This window comes from Paenibacillus sp. sgz302190, assembly GCF_059820445.1.
On record NZ_JBZYAO010000001.1, the window covers coordinates 429,104 to 449,161 of the forward strand.

Genomic DNA, 20,058 nt, shown 5'->3' on the forward strand with positions numbered 1-20,058 from the left:
GAGGAGAAATCCGGGATGAGCGAACTGCGGCAAAGGCTGGAAGCCTTGACCCCTCAGCAGCGAAAACTGCTGGAACAGCGGATGAAGATTCAGGGAAAAGAGCTTGAAACGTTTTTGGCAACGGACAATGCCAATGCCGATCAGGCAGGCGATTGGGTATCGCAATCGGCAGACCATGCGGTTCCTTTTGTGCCGAAGCGCCGCAGAGAAGGAGCAACGATGGATTTCAGCATTTTCTTTTTCTCCGGCGACGGCTCGACGGTAGAACCGGACAAATACGGCATGCTGATGGAATGCGCCAAGTTTGCGGACCGGCACGGCTTCCCGGCGGTGTGGACGCCTGAGCGGCATTTCGAGGATTTCGGGGGATTGTACCCGAATCCGTCCGTTCTTAGCGCCGCTCTGGCAGCAGTGACCGAACGGATCGAGTTGAGGGCGGGAAGCGTCGTGCTTCCGCTGCATCATCCGATCAGATTTGCGGAGGAGTGGTCGGTTGTCGACAATTTGTCCAACGGGCGTGCAGCAGTTTCCTTCGCATCCGGCTGGCACCCGGCCGATTTTTTGCTTGCCCCCGTACAATCGCCCGACTATTACGAGCAGCGTAAAGATGAAATGTTCCGATCGATACGAACGGTACAAGCTTTGTGGAGAGGAGACGCCGCTCCGTTTACGGACATGTTCGGAACCGTCCGGGAAATTCGAACCCTGCCTCGCCCGATTCAGAAGGAGCTGACGATATGGATTGCCACCAATGGAAGCGAGGAATCTTATCGGCACGCGGCTGAAATAGGAGCTAACATTTTAACGGGATTTATGGGCAACAACTTTGGGGAGCTGGAGGAAAAAATTGCGAAATACCGTGAGATGCTTGCAGCGAACGGATACGATCCCGGCTCCCGTAAAGTGGCGGTGATGCTGCATACTTGCCTCGATGAAAGCAACGAGGAAGTGCGGCGGCTGGTGGAACAACCGTTAAAGGAATATTTGAAGACGTTTTTGCGGCAGCAAAAGAACATCTCGGCATTGTACGATACGATGACTGCTGCGGATCTGGATGCCATCGTCAAGCAAGCGTTCGAATCTTATTTTCATTTCAGCGCGCTTCTTGGCACGAAGGAAAAATGCGAGAATCTTTTGCGAATTTACAGGGATATGGATGTGCAGGAGATTGCCTGTCTGATGGACTTTGGCGTTAGCCGGGAAATCGTGATGAGGACGATGCAGCATTTAACCGAGCTGCGGCAAACATTTGTTCAAACAAAGGAGCCGATGAGATGAAAAGCTTAACGGATCGCATTCATTTGTTAACGCCTGAACAGCGGGCTTTGCTCGAAAAGAAGCTGAAGGCGAGGCAGATGGATTCCATACTGAACAGTATGATAGGTTCTACCATTCCGAGAAGAAATCATACAGGGGCGAGTCCGTTGTCGTACGACCAGGAGCGGCTGTGGTTTATGAACCGGCTCCACCCGGATTCGTATACGTACAACGTTTACGGAGTAGGGCGAATAACCGGAACGATCCATTATGAATGGCTGGTGGAAGCGATCAATGCGGTTCTTGCCAGGCACGAAGGGTGGAGAACTATTTTCGATCCCGTGGAACCGCTGCAATATGTGATGCCTGAACTGCGTTTAACGGTGCCGATCGTGGACTTGCGGGAGACGCCGGAGCATTTGAAAGAATCCGTTGTGCAAAAGCTGATGAGAGAAGAAGTACAGCGCGTATTCGTTCTGGACGAAGGACCGCTGGTTCGTTTTAAGTTGTTCTACTTATCGGATACGGAAGCAAAGCTGGTATTGACGGTTCATCATATTGTGAACGATTTGATTACGCTTTCGATATTTTTCGAAGAAATGGCTGTTCATTATTCGGCTTATGTGAGAGGAGAACGCGTCAGCCTTCCAGAACCGCCGATTCAATATGCGGATTATGCGGAATGGCAGCGGAAAGATTTGCAAGGAACGAAGAGAGAAAAGCTGCTGCAGTTTTGGAAAGAACAGCTGAAGGACTGCTCGTACATTTTGGACATTCAAACGGACTATCCGAGACCTCCGGCCATGAACTATCAGGGGGAGCGGGTGTTCATTCACACGCCAAACGAAGTGTTCGATCGTCTGAAGGCGATTGCCAAGCAAGAACAGGCGACCAACTTTATGATCATTTTGACCGCATTTTACATCCTGTTATACCGTTATACGGGACAGTCCGATCTTTTGGTCGGAACCCCTATTGCGAACCGCAATCTTCCCGAGCTGGAAAGAGTGATGGGCTATTTTTTGACCATGGGAACGCTTCGCGCCAACATGTCCGACGACATGACGGTCATGGAATTGCTGCATCAGGTGAGGGAAACGCTGAAGGAAGTTTTCAATCATCAGGAGCTGCCTGTCGGATTGCTGCTTGACGAGCTGCGCATTCCCCATGACCCCAGCCGCAATCCGCTGGTGCAAGCCGTTTTCGTGTATGTCGATACGCCGAATGAAAAAACCGGCACATCCGCTATCGCGGGGATGGAGGTGGAGCAAGAGGATATCGATGGAGGAACCGCCAAGTACGATATTACGATTGGAGTTGCAGAAACTGCGAAAGGCTTGACCGGCTTTCTTGAATATCCGACAGAACTTTTTCGCCGTGATACGATGGAGCGTATGGCCGGCCATTGGTATCAATTGCTTGGCAGCATCGCGGAAAATCCCCATCAAACGCTGTCCGAGTTGACGATGTTGACCGATGAGGAGTACAGGCAAATCGCGGTCGAGTGGAACGCGGCAAGCGACCCTTGCGATTTGACAAACGCCTGCCTTCATCGCAAGTTTGAGGAACAAGCGGCACGGATGCCCGATCGGACGGCCATTCGCTTTGAAGGGGGCGAGCTGACGTACCGGGAATTAAACGAACGAGCCAATCGTCTTGCCCGAACGCTTCGGGCCAGAGGGACCGGCCCCGGGGAGAGGGTAGCGGTTATGGCGGAACGCTCCCTGGAAATGGTGATCGGCATTTACGCCATTCTGAAAGCCGGCGGCGCTTACGTGCCGATCGATCCGGAGTATCCGCAGGAGCGCATCCGTTTTATTTTGGAAGACTCCGGGGCGAAGCTGCTGCTGATCCAGGAGCGTTTGCAGGATCGCGCCGCCTTTGACGGTCAGTTGTTCAATCTGAACGATCCCGCATTGTTCGATCAGGAAGCGTCCGATCTGGAGCCGACAGCTGCGCCGAACGATGTTGCTTATTTGATTTACACATCGGGATCGACCGGGAAACCGAAAGGCGTTATAGTCGAGCACCGATCTGTCGTTCACCTGTTAACCCGGATGGAGCGGGAATACCCGCTTTTGGCGGAGGATGCTATCCTCTTCAAAACGACGTATACGTTCGATGTTTCGGTGTCGGAGCTGTTCGGATGGTTTTTTGGCAACGGCAAGCTTGTTATTTTGCCGCAAGGTCAGGAGAAGGACCCGGTTTCTTTGCTCAAGGTGCTTGAGGAGGAGAACATCACGCATGTGAACTTTGTCCCTTCTATGTATAGTCCGGTTTTGAAAGTGCTGCAAATGACCGATTGTTCCAGATTCCGGGCGTTAAAGTACATTTTCTCTTGCGGTGAAGCTTTGCCTCCTGCATTGGCGGACGAACATCACAAGCTGCCATGGAATGTTAAATTGGAAAATATATACGGGCCTACCGAAACGACGGTATATGCAACACGGTACACTACCGGAGCGGGACAAGGTACAGCGGCTTCCGTTCCGATCGGCAAACCGTTTGACGGCTTGCAGACATGGATCTTGGACCGTTCATTGCGATTGCAGCCGATCGGCGTGCCCGGCGAACTGTGCATCTCGGGAGAAGGGGTGGCCAGGGGCTATTTCAACCGGCCTGAGCTAACCGCCGAGAAGTTCGTTCTTTGTCCCTTTGCGCCAGGCAAGCGAATGTACCGAACGGGCGATCTGGCGCGATGGCTGCCGGACGGCAGTATCGAGTTTCTGGGACGGCTCGATCACCAGGTTAAAATTCGCGGGTACCGGATCGAGCTGGGCGAAGTGGAGGCGCAGCTTTTGAAGGTCGACGCTGTGCGGGAAGCGGCTGTGACGGCTTGCGAGGACGCCGCGGGACAAAAGCGGCTGTGCGCCTACTTCGTGGCGGATAAGGAGATCAGCGCAAGCGAGCTGAGAACCGCGTTGTCGCAGGCGCTGCCCAACTACATGGTGCCGGCCCACTTCATGCAGTTGGAGCGGATGCCGCTGGGTCCAAGCGGCAAAATCGACCGCAAAGCTTTGCCGGCGCCGGAAGCCAGCCACCGTCCCGAGACGCGGTATGCCGGTCCTCGTACGGTTTTGGAGCAGGCGCTTGTCTCCATCTGGCAAGAGGTTCTCGCCGCCCGAACGGTCGGGATTTACGACAGCTTTTTTGATTTGGGTGGAGACTCCATCAAAGCCATTCAGCTGTTCTCCAAGCTTTTCCATGCAGGATACAAGGTGGAGATGAAGGATCTGTTTCAAAACCCGACTATCGCTTCATTAAGCCCGTACGTTCAAACGGCCAGTCACATGGCGGAGCAGGGGGAAGTGACAGGGGAATGCGGGCTGACGCCCATCCAGCACTGGTTTTTGGAGCTTGGCCTGGCGGAGCCGCATCATTTCAATCAATCTGTCGTGCTATACAAACCGCACGGCTTTCATGAAACGGCGCTTCGGCAGACGCTTAGCAAGCTTGTCGAGCATCATGACGCTTTGCGATTGGTGCTGCGCCCCACCGGGAACGGATTGTCTTTATATAATCGCAGTATGAAAGAAACGGAAGAGCTGCTGAATCTGATTATTTATGATTTCACTTCGGTCAAGAACTTTCAGGCAGAGGTTGAGGCGAAGGCCGGCGAAATCCAAAAAAGCTTCCATCTGTCCGACGGCCCTTTCATAAAATCAGCTTTATTCCGCTGTCCGGATGGCGATCATCTGTTCATATGCATTCATCATCTGGCGGTAGATGGAACGTCTTGGCGCATTCTTTTGGCTCATTTTGCGATGGCCTACGAACAAGCGGCAAAAAATTCACCTATCCGCCTGCCCGCCAAAACAAATTCGTTTCTCCGATGGACCGAAGCATTGGCCCAATATGCCAACAGTCCCGCAATCGAAAAAGAATGGCCTTATTGGCGGCAAATCGAACAAGCGGAAGTGCAGGCGCTACCAAAGGATCAACCTGAAGAAACCGGGATGAAGGTTGCAGAAATCCGCACGGTGACGGCGACATTGCCGGAGCGGGAAACCGAGCTGCTGCTGAAACAGGCGCATCATGCTTACAATTCGGAAATGCAGGATTTGCTGCTCGCCGCGCTCGGTATGGCTATGGGCGAATGGACAGGCATGAAGCAGGTGCTCGTCGGCCTGGAAAGCCACGGCAGGAAACCGGTTCAACCGGATCTGGATGTTACGCTTACGGTAGGCTGGTTTACAAGTATGCATCCGTATTTGCTGCAAACCGGGTCGGATATGCTGATATCCCGGCAAATCATTAACGTGAAAGAAAGCAGGCGCCACATTCCGCATGAAGGAATCGGTTACGGGCTTTCCAGATATTTGGCAAAGGCAACGCAGACGGATGCAGGCCGTTTTCAGACCGATCCGGAAATCGTCTTTTCCTATTCGGGCCAAATGGAGCTGGAAAAAAACGAACTGTTGCAGCTATCGCCTCTATCCGGCGGCGAAAACATAAGTGGCAGTGCGAAGCTGAACCATCTGATCGGCATCCATTGTTTTGTCTCCGGCGATGTGCTGAAGATTGCCGTCGATTTTAACGGCAAGGCTTACCGCCGAAGCACGATGGAGCTGTTCGCCGAACGGATCAAATCGAGCTTGCAGCAAATTATTGCCCATTGCATCGCTCAGAAGCGGACAGTGCTTACGCCAAGCGATGTACTTGTTAAGGGCATGGAGCTGGAAGACCTGGAACAGCTTGCAGCGAGCACGTCAGACATCGGGGAGATTGAACATGTTTTCGGGCTGACCTCCATGCAAAAAGGGATATTGTTTCAATGTCTGCTGGTCCCCGAGTCCCGGGCGTATTTTCAACAAGCTACCTTTGATCTGCTTCAGGACCTTGATGTTCCACTTTTTCAAAAGAGCTTGAATTTGCTTATGCAGCGGCATCAGGCTCTGCGGACAAATCTGTATAAAGGTTGGAAGGACGAGCATCTGCAAGTCGTATTCAAGAAGAAATCCTGCGAGTTCCACTACGAGGATTTGCGGGATCGGAGCCGGGTGGAGCAAATTGCTTATATGGAGGCGTTCAGACAAAAAGATAAAGCGCGGGATTTTAACTTTTACCGGGATTCGTTCATGCGGGTTGCAATTTTGCAAATGGAGGACCAGGCTTACCTCTTTATCTGGAGCTTCCACCATATCGTCTTGGACGGCTGGTGTTTTCCCATGATGACGAACGAAGTGTTCGACAGCTATCGCGAGCTGGCGAGCGGCCGGCAGCCGGCCTTGCCTCCTGCGGCGCCCTACAGCGAATATATGGCCTGGCTGGAACGACAGGACGTTGAGGCGGCCGCGAATTATTGGACCGACTATTTGAAAGGGTTCCATTCCCGGACGATGCCGATGAAAGCGAACCCGCCGGGAATCGCGAAAGAGTATCAGGCCGAAAACCTGGTCTGCGCGCTGCAAACAGAGCTGAGCGATTCGCTTCACGACACAGCCAAGCAGCATCAAGTCACCGTTCATTCATTGATCCAAACCGCTTGGGGCGTTCTGCTGCAAAATCATAACTTTTGCCGGGATGTCGTATTCGGCTCCGTCGTATCCGGAAGATCGGCGGAAGTCAAAGGTATCGATTCCATGCTCGGCATGTTTATCAATACGATTCCCGTACGCTTCGCCTGCGATGGGGACGAGCGCTTTAGCGATGCGATGAAGCGTACCCAGCAGCTCGCGCTGGCATCCGGCGAATTCGAAACGTACCCGCTTTACGAAATTCAAGCGAGATGTGTTCCGAATCAACCGCTAATCACTCATATCATCAATTTCATCAATTTCCCTGCTTCGCAATGGGAAGGGATGAAGGGCGAGCAGCGTGAATGGAATTTCGACAACGCCCGTTTTAGCGAAGAGGTCAAATATGACTTTGTCCTGATCATTTCGCCTGCGCATTCATTGACCCTGGAGTATAACTACAATGCTGCGGTTTATGGTAAAGAAGCTGTGGAAACGTTGAACGATGCCTTCATTCAAATTTTGCAGCGAATTTCGGAAAATCCTCATATCCGCATCGATGATCTGCATCATCCGCATCGAAGCTCCTGGAGAAAGCAGGAGAAATTCTGGTTGGATAGATTGGCCGGCGAGTGGCCCGTATTGGATCTGCCGCTGGGTTATCCCCGGTCCGTCGCGCCTCTGGCAGAAAAGGGGAGGGATGCCGCCGAATTTATGATCGAGCCTTCATTGACAGAGGGACTCAGGATTTTGGCCGGACAAAGCGGCAACACCATGCACACGGTTCTTCTTGCTGCCTATACGATCTTGCTGTCTCAATATAGCGGACAATCGGATATTATTGTCGGCATGCCTGTCGAAGCCCCGTCGTTCCCGGACCGCAAGCCGGCGGTTCATCGGGAAAACACACGAGCGCTGCGCCATTTTCCGGAGGATCACAAACCGTTTTTTGCCTACTTGCAGGAGGTAAAAGAGTCGAATTTGAATGCTTCTTTGCATCAGGACATCCCTTTTGAAGTGCTTGCGGAAAAGCTTGGGGTCATTTCCGAAGAAAGCCTCATTCCGCTTATACAAGCCATGTTTGTGCGGCGGAAATATGAACAAATGAAGCCGCCATTTTCCTATGAAATCCATTCTGCAGCGCATAACCTCGCCGTGTGCGATCTTTGCCTGTATGCGGTTGAAAAAGAAGAATATCTGTGCTGCCACCTCGAGTACAACGCGAAATTGTATAAGCCAACGACGATTGACCGCATGATGAAGGACTTTACAGCGCTGCTGCACATGCTCGTTGAAAATCCGCATTCCAAACTGGAAGAGTTTGATCTGTCAGACAACGCCGTGAATATGAGCCAGACCATCGATTTCCATTTCTAGCATCCAAACGCACATCGAAAGCCGCGCATCAGCTGCGGCTTTCTTTTTTGTTTCCGGAACCAGCGAAAGGTTCATATTTTGATAAGGTTCAGATGTTGAGATTTACAAGGTGGGGACGAAAAAATAGAATGGTAATAGATTCCAACTGACCTATTCGTAACCATCTTCAGGTCGATAGAGTTGGATGGATTGCTGAGAGGAAGGTGGAAAGATCGCGAAGCAGTAACATCACATCGGACAGCTGTCAGTCGGTATCAGTTCCGGTACGCCCAAAATAAAGGAGGAAATTCATGATGAAGCATTCTGTCGTTGTGCCCGTTAACCAGGACTATAACATTTTGAACTTGTTTACCGATTCTTTGATGAGAACCGTTGTTCCGGAAACCCAAATTATTTTTATTAATGACGGCTCCGGGCAAAATGTCCAGCAGCATCTGGAAAAACTGCAAAACGAAGCGCCGACTTCCGTCAAGGTTGAAATTATTCGCCATGACCATCCGAAGGGATGCGCCTATTCGATCAATGAAGCTTTGAGGATCGTTGAAGGTTCCTACATTCATTTTCTGGATTCGGACATTATTTTGAACCGCAGCTGGCAGGACATGCTTGAGGAGACGTTGAACAGCAGCCCTTCGATCGGAATGGCCGGCGGTGTGCTGCTTTATCCTCAAACCGGCGGCATTCAACATTGCGGGATCACGTTTGCCGACACGATCGGACGTCACCTGTTCTTGAACGCCACTATAGAGGACATTCCGCGGGAAACTTTCCCGGTTCAGCTTGTCGTATTTGCGATGTTTTCGATGAAAAGGGAAGTCTATGAGAAAGTCGGGTTTCTGGACGAGAAGTTTTTCAACGGCTACGAGGATTTCGACTACCAAATGAGAGCGCGGGCAGCGGGCTACAGCACCGTCATTAATCCGGCCGTTCATGCCTATCATTGGGAGCGAAGCAGCGGCATTCACCGCAATTTCAACCGCAAAAACAACCTGGCCCGTTTCTGGAAAAAATGGGGCAATCACATTGAAACCGATCTGTGGGACTACACCTTTGCCAAATTGAAAGAACATTTTCTCGGAGCGGTCGGCCCCAGATCAAATATTGCTTATGTTGGCATCGATTTGGCTGAAGTGCGCAGCGATGCCGAGACGTTCTGGGAACAGCTGAGAGAAGCGAATCTGTTCGCCCTTTCCGAAGTTCACGACTATTCCAATCGGTTCAACTCTAACGGAGCGATCTGGCTGCCGCAGGTGCTGGGCAGGGATTTGGTTCATTCCCCGGCAAAATTCATGTATCTTGTCGACAATTTTACGAGACTGCTGGAAAACAGGTACTGGATTGAAATGCGCCATGCCAATCGCGGAGACGACCTGATCGTGGATTTGTACGGCAACGTAGTCTCGGTTGATCGGATCTATCAAAGCTGCTGGCCCGGAACGAAAGTTCGCTAGAAGCGGGTGGTGAAACATATGGAAACTCATGTTAAGCATGCAAAGTTTCACAAGAGCCTGCAGTGGCTTGAAGAGGTATCGGCGATCATTCCAGGCGGTACCAGCACGCTGGCCAAGACGCCGCAGCGGCTGTTTCCCGGCCATACCGCGATATGCTGCGCCGAAGCAAAGGGCTCCCGGTTCGTCGATATAGACGGCAACGAATGGCTTGATTGCGAAATGGCGATGGGAACAGCCTCGTGGGGGCATGCCCGGCAGGAAATTAACGTTGCCGTGATGCGCCAATTGAGCAAAGGGACAAGCTTTTCTACAGCGGCGGACCTGGAGCTGACGGCTGCGAAGCTCATTCTTCGGCGATTCGGCGGCCGATACGACGCGCTCCGGTTCGGCAAAAACGGCGCAGACGCGGTTAGCGGCGCCGCCCGCATCGCCAGAGCCCATACAGGCCGGGCGAAAGTGATGACGACTGCGTATCACGGTTGGCATGATTGGTCGGCCTACGGCTACTACGATCGGCAGGCCGGGAAGCTCGGCATTCCGGCTTCCGTCGAGGACACGACCGTGTGGGCCGGCGGCTGCAGCTCGGCGCAAATCGTCGAGCAATTGAAGGGGTATGAGGAGGACATGGCCTGCATCGTCCTTTGTCCTAACGAATGGGAGCCGGAGCCGCTGCGGGAAATTGTGCAGGTTAGCAAGGCGCGCGGAATCATCGTTATTTTCGACGAGGTGACGTCCGGCATTCGCATGGGCAAGCAGGCGACCGCAGGGGAATTTGATGTGTGGCCCGATCTGCTCTGCATATCCAAAGGGATGGCGAACGGACTGCCGCTCTCCGCTCTTTTGGGCAGTAGAGAACTTCTCGATCTCAGCACGCAAGTCAAGTTCAGTACGGCGCATGCCGGCGAGACGATTGCATTGGCTGCGGCTATAGCGTGCGAGCAATTAATGGAGCAGGTTCCGGTATGGCCGAGCTGGCGGGAACGTGCCGTGCAGATGATGGGGCGCATGCGGACGAGTCTGATCGAAGCCGGGCTTGAAGACCAGCTGGAATTGAAAGGAACTTACGCGAGTTTTTGCATACGTCATAAACGCTCGGACGATTTTTACCGCGATCCGTTCCGCGAATTTCTGGTCAAATCGCTTGCCGGAGCAGGCATCTTTACGAAAGGCTATTTTATCTTTTCCGACAGCCACACGGAAGAAGAGCTTTCCTATATTGAGCGGTCGGCAGTGGAAGCGCTTCATGCATGGAGCAAGAATGAAAGTCAGCTTATCTTATAATGGAGGTTTAATCCTAATGAAAGCGATCGTTTATGCGGATCATAAGAAGGTCAAATTGATGGAAATGGACGAGCCCGTCATTCAATCTCCTACGCAAGTAAAAATTAAAATTTTCGGTTCCGGCATATGCGGCACGGACTTAAACGTTGTAAAAGGTAAAATTTTTGCCAATACCGGTACGATTATCGGCCATGAAGGCGTAGGCACAGTCGTGGAAGTCGGCGACCGGGTCCGCAGCCTGCGTATCGGCGATCGGGTCCTCGTCGATCCGACCCAATCCTGCGGCATTTGCTCCTACTGCCGCCAAGGCCAGCACTGCTATTGCGAAAATTTTGAGGATCACCAGGTAGGGATGACGATTCACGGCACGTTCGCGGAGTACTATGTCGGTGATGAAAAATATGCATACAAAATTCCCGATTCCATGAGCTGGGAAACGGCCATGTTGATCGAACCGCTCGGATGCGTGCTCAATACGTTCCTCAAAGCCGGCATCAAGCCGGATGACGCCGTGCTGGTGCTCGGTTCGGGCGCGATCGGCTCGCTCTGCCAGCTTGTCAGCAAGCGGTTGGCGCGTCTGACAGTAGGGACGGAACCGAACGAATACCGCCGCCGGTTCGCGCGTACCATTGCGGACCATGTGTTCGCTCCCGATGAACTGACCGTCGAGAAGGTGCTGGCCATGAACAATAACCGCAAATTCGATATTGTCGTGGATGCGGTTGGCAATCAGCTGCACATGGCGCTGGAATATATAGGCAAGGGGGGACGTATTATACCTATGGGTTACGATGACGGGTATGAAGTCGCGATCAAGCCGACGGATTTCATTAATAACGGCATCAATGTGATCGGCAATGTGGCCAATCATCAAATTATCAGTATGGCCCTGCAGTTTGCCCGGAGTATGCCGGAGCTTGAACGGATGGTAACGGCCAAAGAGAAGCTTGACAATTACGAGCAGGCATTTAATGAAACGATCGGTTACGATCTGCATACGGGAGAGCCTCGCCCCATGAGCTCGGTCAAAACCGTTCTCCTGTGCTAGGCAGGGATCTATGAAATTTTCCCAATTCCGTCAGCTTCCCGATAACCCGCGAGTTTCGATCTGGCTGGAGCCTTTATGGGCGATTCCCGGTACGATTGTGCTGTTCTACGCCCCCCTTTATATGAAGGGGGCGGGCTTAAACGAGATCGAGATCGGCATCATTAACTCCATCAACTTGTATTTCGCTTTCATCTTCCAACTGCTGGCCGGAACGGTGACCAACAAGATGGGCAGGAAGCGCACGACGCTCGTATTCGATTTGCTGTCGTGGAGCGTTCCCATGTTTATTTGGGCTTTTTCCAACGATTTCTGGATGTTTATGATCGCTTATTTGCTTAATGCCACATCCAAGTTCGTTACGGTTTCCTTCAATTGTCTCATCATTGAAGATTTGGAGGAGAAGCAGCGTCCGCTCGTGTTTGGCATTATGAATATGATTATAACCGCAGCCGGGGTGCTGACTCCGATTGCGGGCGCCATCATAGCCAGCTACGGCATTATGCCGACGCTCAGAATCGTATATATCGCCGGTGGCATCAGCATGACCGTCCTGTTCTTCGTGCGAAACCGCCTGACCCACGAGACGGAAGCGGGCAGGGCGTTAATGGAGGCGCACAGCCGAATGTCCATCTGGGGCGGACTGAAAGACAGCTTGCATCTGTTCGGCAAATCGTTCCGCAGCCGGAGGCTGTTCCCGATTGTTGTGATTACGATCGTTTCCAACATTATTTTGCAGCTAAACTTTTTTCAGGTGATCTATCTGCAGGAACAGCTTGGTTTCGGCAACCGGCCGATATCGCTCATACCGTTTATTACGGCATTGACGATTATTGTCCTGTATGCGGTGCTGATCCCCAAAATGAAGGAACGCTCTCAAGAATCCCATCTTTCGTTTTCTATTGTGCTCTGCACGGCGGGTTCTCTGCTGTTTCTGTTCATTCCTGCAGGCAGTATGCCGATGCTGTTCATCGTCATCATGATTCTGGCTGCGGGAACCTTCATGCTGCAAACTTACAGGGACGCATTGCTGATGAATCGGCTCGGTTCGCACGACAAGGCGGACATGTTCTCCGCCGTACAGACGGTCATGTCGCTGATTGCCATACCATGGGGTTATTTTTCCGGGCTTCTCTATAACTACAAACCGACGCTGTTATTTGTTTGTATTTTCGTTTTGTATCTACTGCTGCTCGTGACCGCTTTCTTTTTGTCATCGACTCATTTTAAGACGGCGGCAGGAAAATTCAAGATGGAAAACGAATCCATACACAGGTAATAAAATACAAACTTAAATGGAGATGAATATGAACAACAATCTGTTTCATGCCGAGGCCAGGAAGTCATTGACCTGGATGAATCCGCCCGAGCATTGGGCGTACACCGAAGACGGGAGATTGATGGTCGAAGCCCCGCCTACGGCGGATTTCTTTCAGGACCCGGCCGGCAAACATGTAGTAAGCTCTGCGCCGTATCTGCATTTCCCGGTCGGATCGTCATTCGAGCTGACAACGCGGCTTCAGGTAGACATGCGGCATATGTATGATTCGGGCTGCTTAATGCTGATGGCGGATCATGCCAATTGGGCCAAGCTTTGCTTCGAATTCAACGGCGAGTATCCCACGATTGTTTCTGTCGTCACGCGGGACGGCTCCTCGGATGATTGCAATTCGGAGCGTGTTACGGTCGATAACCCTTATTTGCGCATTACGAAAGCGGGGTCGTGCATCTCTTTCCATTATTCGCCGGACGGGGAGGAGTGGAGGCTGATCCGGTATTTCGGGATGAATTTGCCTTCCGACATCGTGGCGGGCGTCGTGGCGCAATCCCCGAAGGGAACAGGCTGCCGGGTCCATTTTGATTATTTGCACGTAACGACGCCTAACGCGGACAGCCGCTTTTAGAAGTGCCGATATGAAGCTGAGTGGAGGGACTGGACATGAAAGCGGCCATATTTGACTTCGACGGATTGCTGCTGGATACCGAAACGCCTTGGTACTACGCCTTTAAAGAAATTTACGAAGAGCACGGGCTCGATCTCCCATTAACATTGTGGAGCAAAAACGTCGGAACCTCCTTTGATGAGTTCAACCCGTTCGACTATCTTGAAACTCATGCAGGGCGGCAGATCGACCGCGGGCTGATCGAGCAAAGGTCCGAACAAAAATACGCGGTGCATATGCAAAATGCGCAGCTTCGTCCGGGCGTCACTGAAATATTGCGCGAGGCGAAGGCGCGCGGGCTCAAAACAGCCGTCGCATCGAGCTCGACGCGAAAATGGGTGCAGGGCTACTTGCAGGAGTTCGGCCTGCTGCAATTTTTCGATGCGGTCGTCACTTCAGACGACGTCACACGCGTAAAGCCCGACCCCGAGCTGTATGTGACGGCACTGGCGAAGCTTGGTGCGGCAGCTGCCGAAGCCATTGCCTTCGAGGATTCGCCGAATGGCCTGAAAGCCGCCAATGCGGCGGGAATTCGTTGCATGATCGTACCGAACGATGTGACGCGCGAACTGCTCTTCGACACTTGCGAGCAGCGGCTCGATTCGCTGTTGTCGTTTGATTTTACCGCGCTGTCCGGCAAGCGGCCGGATTCAGCATAAGTTCATTTGAAGCATGCGCTCCCGGTATTGCTGCGGGGTGCATGCTTCATATTTTTTGAATATGGCGCCGAAATAACTGGGACTGTTGAAGCCGACTGCCGCAGCTACTTCGTTGCAGGTCATTTTCGCTTTCGAGGCAAGGATCTCCTTGGCCTTCAGGAGGCGAAGTCTGGTCAGAAAATGGGTGGCGGTCATGCCATACCTCTTGCGAAACAGTCTGTTCAAATGCTGCTCGCTCGTTTCAATATACTCAGCCAGCTCAGACAGCGGCAAATTCTCGGAATATCTGTCATACATCAGCAGAACTGCGGTTTCGAGCTTGTTCTCCTTGTTCCCCCGCCGTTCGGGCTTAGGAAGAGAGCGGGTCTTCCATACTTTAACCAGCAACGTGTACAGCAGCGCGGAGTTCTCGAATTTCAGATCCTGCCATTGCGAATTCAGGTTCAGTATAATTTCATCAAACAGAATCTTGATGATCCCGTCTTGTAAAGGCAAGACGAATGCCTCTTCGAGCTGAAGCGTTTTCATGATGCCGGATAATTCAAATCCATTGAATGAGAACCATTTGCTCTGCCAGGAGTTTCGCAATGTTTCGATTCGCAGCGCAGTCCGCGGCGGGTAGAGCAGCAGCATGCCTTCCTCAAGCTGGATCGTTCGATCGGAAAGGATAATCTGCCCGGCTCCGCTTTCGCATTGGAGTAAAGTATAATCCGATCTATCGTTAATGGACGAAAGCTGTTCGACCACGCCTGTTCTCCCGCTGCCGGTGATGTATACAGGAAGGTGGGTCATTCCAAATACTGCTCTCCTTTCAGTTTCAAATGAAAGGTCTCTATATGATGATAATTATTACCTGTCTATGGTAATATTTCAATTGATTGTTTCGCACTGTAATTTGGATTTGCCCATTAACGACGATTTAACGGAAATAATGGCGCAGATTACCATTACATACGTCTCTTTCATCTTGATAGAATGTGAGTATGCTCTATTCAAATGCGGAATTGGAGGGTGTATTGTTAGGGGGGACGTCAATGCGAAGGTCATCATGGAACTGAAAGCAATATGGGATGATGTGGGGCGGAACATGCTCACCGCAAGCGGTCTATGGCTATTGCCGCCAAATAGACAAAACGGATTGAAAGGATGCTTTGTCGTTGCCAGATCCCCATTCCGTAACAGAGTACTGGTTATAGTTCTGAAACCGCAATGCCGCCGGTGTCATCCCATTGCGATCCTGGAACAGACGGTAGAAGTGCTTCATATCGTAAATCCCCACATCCTCTGCAATAGATTGAACGCTACGATCCGTTAATAAAAGAAGCCAGATGCTATTGACGATTCGTATATCTTGAAGCATTTTGATAAAGGAACGACCTGTGGCGATCTTGAACAAGCGCTGGAAATGTCGAGGACTCATAGCAACTGCATGACTGATCTCGCTAACTGATATGGGCCTTTTGTAATGGGAAGCCATATACTCCACAGCAATGTGTATAGGGTAATCCGCTTCACTGGATTTATTGAAATCCACAGTGCTGGTTGAGGAAGACAAAGAGGATAACAGATTGAGCAGCAACGCAAAAAGCTTTATTCTAACGTAAGGATTTTGCGAGTATTTCTCTCGATGCATAGTTTGAAGAAAGTATGCGATTTCCTCCGATACTTCCCGGAAAGCCAGCCAGGTTGCTCCTTTGTGAAGGTTGTTGAGTAAGGTGTAATCTTCCTTCCATTCATGTTGAACCAGTTCGGAAGGGACTATAAAGATTTCCGGCCTGTACATACAATTCCAGATACGCAAGGAACGCCGTCCTGTTAAATCGCACGGTTGGAAGACATGCTGTATACCGGGAGGGATAAAGAAAAGGTCTCCTTTTGTAACCAACAGTTTTTCATTCTCAATATAGTGAATTCCATCACCTTCAGCTACATAAGCAATTTCAACAAAATCGTGCTGATGCCGCAATAGAAATGGTGTTTCTCTACCGCAGGATGTTTGAATCGGGATATTCGATTTAAAGATGTAGCGGCTCTCCAGAATAGGATATTCCCCCATACGCAACCCCCTTTACCATTAAAACTAGTATAATCTATCTGCTTCTATTCATGTTTTTACTATAGCACAACGATGTCATTAATACCCATATTTAAAAATTTATGTATATGATAAGTTACTCGCAAGTCCTAGGAAATGGAGGGAGATTCATAGCAAAAACAGCGGAAAATCTCATTCATGCAGCCGGGTCAGGAAAGACGCCGAGCGGGTTCTCAATCAGTCTGATCACTGCTATATTCATCGTGCTTTTCGCGATGGCAAGTCCTGTCTACTATCTGAATAAGTGGCATTTCAAAAGGCAAACTAGACGCAACCCGCTTTATACGAGCAAGTTGGTCCAGCTTCAAGTCCGCTATCCCATGATCTACGAGCTAGCTATGCTAGTGCAGAATTTTCCGATTCCTCGCAATGTTTACAAGGCTTTGCCGGAATTAAGGGGGGACGTCCTTCAAGTCGGCTGCGGGACTGGATTGTTGAACAAGTTCGCCCGATCGAATCGTTATGTTCGCTGGATCAACATGGACCCCAACCTGCGGGCGCTGAAGCTAGGCGTTAAATTGGGGCGGTTTGATTCCTATGTTCACGCTTATATTGACAAAACCGTACCACTGGAGGACAAGTGCTGCGATGTGATTATCTTTGCTCGCAGCTTTCATCACATTCGAAACCATAAGAAAGCGTTTCGGGAGTGCAGCCGATTGCTGCGTGATGATGGACGGATTATCATTGCCGATCCGGTTGTCCTTGTAACAAAATTCAGGTCGCAAGCGGAAAGGGGGTATATGGCCAATTCCTCAATCGACGGGGTGATTTGGCGGTTCAGTAAAGAGTCGCTTATTCGTCACTTAGAAGAAAACATGACCTCCGATCTGGAGATCGAATCGGTGACTGATTGCAGGCAGCTGCACATTACGAACTATAATTTGTTTGTTCCTCAAACGGATCTCATTGTAGTGCTAAGAAAAAAAGGAGGAATTTATGATGAACAGTAAAATTATTGAAATCATCGCCGAAATCAAGGAAGATCCGACACTGCTCCAAACCCTCAGCAACTCCTCCGACTTGATGATCGACGCAGCAATGGACTCCCTGCAAATTATTAGCTTTATTCTTCGCATTGAAGAAGAATTTGATGTTGAAGTTGATTTTGATACGTTTAACCTCGATCATCTGGAATCGATCGAAGCTTTCACTCATTATTTGGGTCAGTTGGAACGCGTATGATAATCTCGGTTCATTACGGTACCTTTAAGGCGGAAAGCTATTGTTAATGAGACAGGAGGGCACAAATGACGGAAGTAGTGACGATTCTCTGCTCCGGATTCGGGTTGGGCTTTTACATTCCCGGTCTGCTGATCGCACAGAAGCTGAAGCGTTTGGGACAAGTTACAGATGTAGAAGTGTTCGAAAACCTGCTTACGGAAGACAAAAAGCTGATGTCGGATGAGAGCCGAAAGGCTTACGCCGCGAACTTTGCCTTTGCTTTCGCTTCGCAGAAAATTCCGGGGAATATTCGAAAGAGTCTCGATTCCAATAAAGTGGAAGCCCTGATTGTTCGGTGGTTGCGTGAGGGAAGGAAGCGATTCATCTGTCTATCTGGCCACTGGGTCCATATCCTTGATGAATTTCGTAAACTGGCAGGCGGCGACGTTGTGGCGGATTTGCTTTACGTCGATTCCGATTTATCGCCTTCCTGGAAGCAGCTGCGCAAGCAGATGCCAAATTATGCAGCATGTTATCGTGAGGTTGGTCTCTATGATCCAATCGGAAAGAAAACCAAATTCAGAATCGATGTTGACGTTACTGATCCGGTTCCTTTCCCTGAACGTAATGGACGACTCGTCGTTCACGGAGGAGGTTGGGGAATCGGCACGTTCCGCCAATCTATTCAAGAGCTGGAGCAAGCCGGATATTCGCTTGATGTAGTCGCGTATGGCCTTGATGATATCACCGTTGATACGGCGGGCAGACGGTATTTCATGAACGATCCGGATTGGCGAGCTTGGATAAGGGAAGAGGGAGGGTCGCATACGTTTCCGCCATTTGCACGCGTGGATCAACCCGGTAACATCGTTTATTCTCCCGGTCTGGATTATCACGGTTTGTACGGGGTCATTCGCAAGTCGACAGCAGTCATCAGTAAACCTGGAGCGGGTGCTCTTATTGACTCGCTAGCCTCGGCGACCCCGCTGGTATTGCTGGAGCCATTCGGTCAGCATGAGAAAGTAAACGCGGACGTGTGGGAATCAGAGGGGTTCGGTATTCGGTATGAGCGCTGGAGAGAAGGTGGATATGAGATGAACGTCCTGCAGAAGCTGCAACACAATCTCGTAATCAAGAGAGCACAAATTCCTGATTACGCAACCTGTATGGCAAGCGGGATGACTTTGGTCGATGGGAGAGGATAGCATGCAAAGTTCTGTCATCACACCTTCTGTTTCAATGGATTTATCTTTACCGAAGTGGGTGTTTCTGCAGTTATTGGAAAGCTGTAATCTGCGCTGCAAAATGTGTTACGAATGGGGAGAAAACGGACCTTACAGGGAGAAAAAAATATTAAGGCAGCTCGATATCGAAGTGGTGAAGAATATCATCAACACCTGTAAGCCGGTTCAACCTTACTATGAGCTATACGGCGGCGAGCCATTGCTTTATCCGCATATTGACGAAGTACTGGAGGCCATCCATGAAGCGGGAAGCAAGGTGCACATGCCGACGAACGGCACCTTGCTGGAGAAGTATGCCGAACTGTTGGTCGCCTGCCCGCCCGAGAGGGTATGGATTTCTCTGGACGGCCCTCCTGATATTAATGATGCGCAAAGAGGCAAAGGAGTCTTCCAGAAGGCGTTAAGAGGCATCGAGAAGCTGCAGCGTTTGAGGGAACGAGCGGGTTCGAAATATCCTCAGATCGGCATCAGCACGGTCATAACGCCTACAAATTACAAATATCTTGAATCGTTTTTCTTCGAATCGCTGGATATCAGCAGGCTTGATTGTATGAGTCTCGAACTTCAAGCGTACATCACCGAGAAAGACCACCATGATTATGCAGGGGTATTGCGAAGAGAGTTTGGCGTACAGGAAGCTCCGTTAGCCAAGGGATTTGTCTGCGATCCGGCGATCTTTGCGGATGTTGATGCAGGCTTGATTGCCAGGCAGGTCAACCGAATCGCGGAATATTGTCAGGCGGAAGGCAAATACTTGAACACCTATCCTAAAGTGATGACTGAAGATAATATACGCAAATATTTCAGCGCCGACTGGTTTTCCATGACGAAAGTGAAGAAAAGATGTCCGTTCCCATGGATCAGCACGGAGATCAATGCCAGAGGCGACGTGACGTCGTGCCACGCCTACTATGATTTGACGCTGGGTAACGTTCATGAAACGGGTATCGATGAAATCTGGAGAGGAGAGAAGTATGCCCAGTACCGCAATTATTTGCGAAAGCATCTGCTGCCAATCTGCCAAGGCTGTTGCCTATTTTATAACGAAAAACCCATGATGGCTTAGCCCAACATTTTACGAGGAGG

14 protein-coding genes are annotated in these 20,058 nt (G+C 50.7%); 12 read left to right on the forward strand and 2 right to left on the reverse strand.

Translation table 11 applies throughout. From position 1 onward, the window contains the following. Window positions 1-15: 15 nt before the first annotated feature. From AC6RNO_RS01965 to AC6RNO_RS02000, 8 genes are all read left to right on the forward strand, one after another. Complete coding sequence (locus AC6RNO_RS01965) at window positions 16-1,278, forward strand: MupA/Atu3671 family FMN-dependent luciferase-like monooxygenase (RefSeq protein WP_497104353.1); 1,263 nt, start codon at window positions 16-18, stop codon at window positions 1,276-1,278. Next, window positions 1,275-8,090 carry an amino acid adenylation domain-containing protein gene (locus AC6RNO_RS01970; RefSeq protein ID WP_497104354.1) on the forward strand — a complete coding sequence of 2,272 codons (6,816 nt, stop codon included), beginning with the start codon at window positions 1,275-1,277 and terminating at the stop codon, window positions 8,088-8,090. Before AC6RNO_RS01965 ends, AC6RNO_RS01970 begins: the two co-directional genes overlap by 4 nt. 290 nt (window positions 8,091-8,380) lie before the next feature. Next, on the forward strand, window positions 8,381-9,541 hold the full coding sequence (locus tag AC6RNO_RS01975; protein WP_497104355.1) for a glycosyltransferase: 1,161 nt from the start codon (window positions 8,381-8,383) through the stop codon (window positions 9,539-9,541). An 18-nt stretch (window positions 9,542-9,559) separates the two neighbouring features. Then, window positions 9,560-10,822, forward strand: a complete 1,263-nt coding sequence (locus AC6RNO_RS01980; protein ID WP_474680974.1) for an aminotransferase class III-fold pyridoxal phosphate-dependent enzyme — start codon at window positions 9,560-9,562, stop codon at window positions 10,820-10,822. A 16-nt stretch (window positions 10,823-10,838) separates the two neighbouring features. Further along, complete coding sequence (locus AC6RNO_RS01985; protein ID WP_497104356.1) at window positions 10,839-11,870, forward strand: alcohol dehydrogenase catalytic domain-containing protein; 1,032 nt, start codon at window positions 10,839-10,841, stop codon at window positions 11,868-11,870. Window positions 11,871-11,880: 10 nt separating this feature from the next. Beyond that, window positions 11,881-13,146, forward strand: coding sequence for an MFS transporter (locus AC6RNO_RS01990; RefSeq protein WP_497104357.1), 1,266 nt, complete (start codon window positions 11,881-11,883; stop codon window positions 13,144-13,146). A gap of 28 nt (window positions 13,147-13,174) precedes the next feature. Further along, entirely contained in the window at window positions 13,175-13,771 is a 597-nt protein-coding gene (locus AC6RNO_RS01995) for a DUF1349 domain-containing protein (RefSeq protein ID WP_497104358.1), read from the forward strand. 35 nt (window positions 13,772-13,806) lie between these two features. After that, window positions 13,807-14,469, forward strand: a complete 663-nt coding sequence (locus AC6RNO_RS02000) for an HAD family hydrolase (RefSeq protein WP_474680978.1) — start codon at window positions 13,807-13,809, stop codon at window positions 14,467-14,469. Here AC6RNO_RS02000 and AC6RNO_RS02005 read toward each other — a convergent pair. Both AC6RNO_RS02005 and AC6RNO_RS02010 read right to left on the reverse strand, forming a co-directional pair. Then, entirely contained in the window at window positions 14,461-15,261 is an 801-nt protein-coding gene (locus tag AC6RNO_RS02005) for a helix-turn-helix domain-containing protein (RefSeq protein ID WP_488437109.1), read from the reverse strand. The two genes, AC6RNO_RS02000 and AC6RNO_RS02005, sit on opposite strands and share 9 nt — an antisense overlap. A gap of 319 nt (window positions 15,262-15,580) precedes the next feature. Then, on the reverse strand, window positions 15,581-16,525 hold the full coding sequence (locus AC6RNO_RS02010) for a helix-turn-helix domain-containing protein (RefSeq protein ID WP_497104359.1): 945 nt from the start codon (window positions 16,523-16,525) through the stop codon (window positions 15,581-15,583). A 359-nt stretch (window positions 16,526-16,884) separates the two neighbouring features. Between AC6RNO_RS02010 and AC6RNO_RS02015 the strand changes: the two genes are divergently transcribed. The 4 genes from AC6RNO_RS02015 (at window position 16,885) to AC6RNO_RS02030 (ending at window position 20,038) form a co-directional block, all read left to right on the forward strand. After that, window positions 16,885-17,517 (forward strand): methyltransferase domain-containing protein, encoded by a 633-nt coding sequence (locus AC6RNO_RS02015; protein ID WP_497104360.1) that lies wholly within the window; start codon window positions 16,885-16,887, stop codon window positions 17,515-17,517. After that, on the forward strand, window positions 17,504-17,749 hold the full coding sequence (locus AC6RNO_RS02020) for a phosphopantetheine-binding protein (protein WP_488437107.1): 246 nt from the start codon (window positions 17,504-17,506) through the stop codon (window positions 17,747-17,749). Before AC6RNO_RS02015 ends, AC6RNO_RS02020 begins: the two co-directional genes overlap by 14 nt. Before the next feature lie 65 nt (window positions 17,750-17,814). Further along, window positions 17,815-18,933 carry a UDP-glucuronosyltransferase gene (locus AC6RNO_RS02025; protein ID WP_497104361.1) on the forward strand — a complete coding sequence of 373 codons (1,119 nt, stop codon included), beginning with the start codon at window positions 17,815-17,817 and terminating at the stop codon, window positions 18,931-18,933. 1 nt (window position 18,934) lies between these two features. Then, on the forward strand, window positions 18,935-20,038 hold the full coding sequence (locus tag AC6RNO_RS02030) for a radical SAM/SPASM domain-containing protein (RefSeq protein WP_488437105.1): 1,104 nt from the start codon (window positions 18,935-18,937) through the stop codon (window positions 20,036-20,038). The last annotated feature ends 20 nt before the right edge of the window (window positions 20,039-20,058 follow it).

Coding starts and splice junctions, on each gene's coding strand:
- AC6RNO_RS01965 (WP_497104353.1), top strand. CDS start 16: ATGAGCGAACTGCGGCAAAGGCTGGAAGCCTTGACCCCTCAGCAGCGA.
- AC6RNO_RS01970 (WP_497104354.1), top strand. CDS start 1,275: ATGAAAAGCTTAACGGATCGCATTCATTTGTTAACGCCTGAACAGCGG.
- AC6RNO_RS01975 (WP_497104355.1), top strand. CDS start 8,381: ATGATGAAGCATTCTGTCGTTGTGCCCGTTAACCAGGACTATAACATT.
- AC6RNO_RS01980 (WP_474680974.1), top strand. CDS start 9,560: ATGGAAACTCATGTTAAGCATGCAAAGTTTCACAAGAGCCTGCAGTGG.
- AC6RNO_RS01985 (WP_497104356.1), top strand. CDS start 10,839: ATGAAAGCGATCGTTTATGCGGATCATAAGAAGGTCAAATTGATGGAA.
- AC6RNO_RS01990 (WP_497104357.1), top strand. CDS start 11,881: ATGAAATTTTCCCAATTCCGTCAGCTTCCCGATAACCCGCGAGTTTCG.
- AC6RNO_RS01995 (WP_497104358.1), top strand. CDS start 13,175: ATGAACAACAATCTGTTTCATGCCGAGGCCAGGAAGTCATTGACCTGG.
- AC6RNO_RS02000 (WP_474680978.1), top strand. CDS start 13,807: ATGAAAGCGGCCATATTTGACTTCGACGGATTGCTGCTGGATACCGAA.
- AC6RNO_RS02005 (WP_488437109.1), bottom strand. CDS start 15,261: ATGACCCACCTTCCTGTATACATCACCGGCAGCGGGAGAACAGGCGTG.
- AC6RNO_RS02010 (WP_497104359.1), bottom strand. CDS start 16,525: ATGGGGGAATATCCTATTCTGGAGAGCCGCTACATCTTTAAATCGAAT.
- AC6RNO_RS02015 (WP_497104360.1), top strand. CDS start 16,885: ATGATCTACGAGCTAGCTATGCTAGTGCAGAATTTTCCGATTCCTCGC.
- AC6RNO_RS02020 (WP_488437107.1), top strand. CDS start 17,504: ATGATGAACAGTAAAATTATTGAAATCATCGCCGAAATCAAGGAAGAT.
- AC6RNO_RS02025 (WP_497104361.1), top strand. CDS start 17,815: ATGACGGAAGTAGTGACGATTCTCTGCTCCGGATTCGGGTTGGGCTTT.
- AC6RNO_RS02030 (WP_488437105.1), top strand. CDS start 18,935: ATGCAAAGTTCTGTCATCACACCTTCTGTTTCAATGGATTTATCTTTA.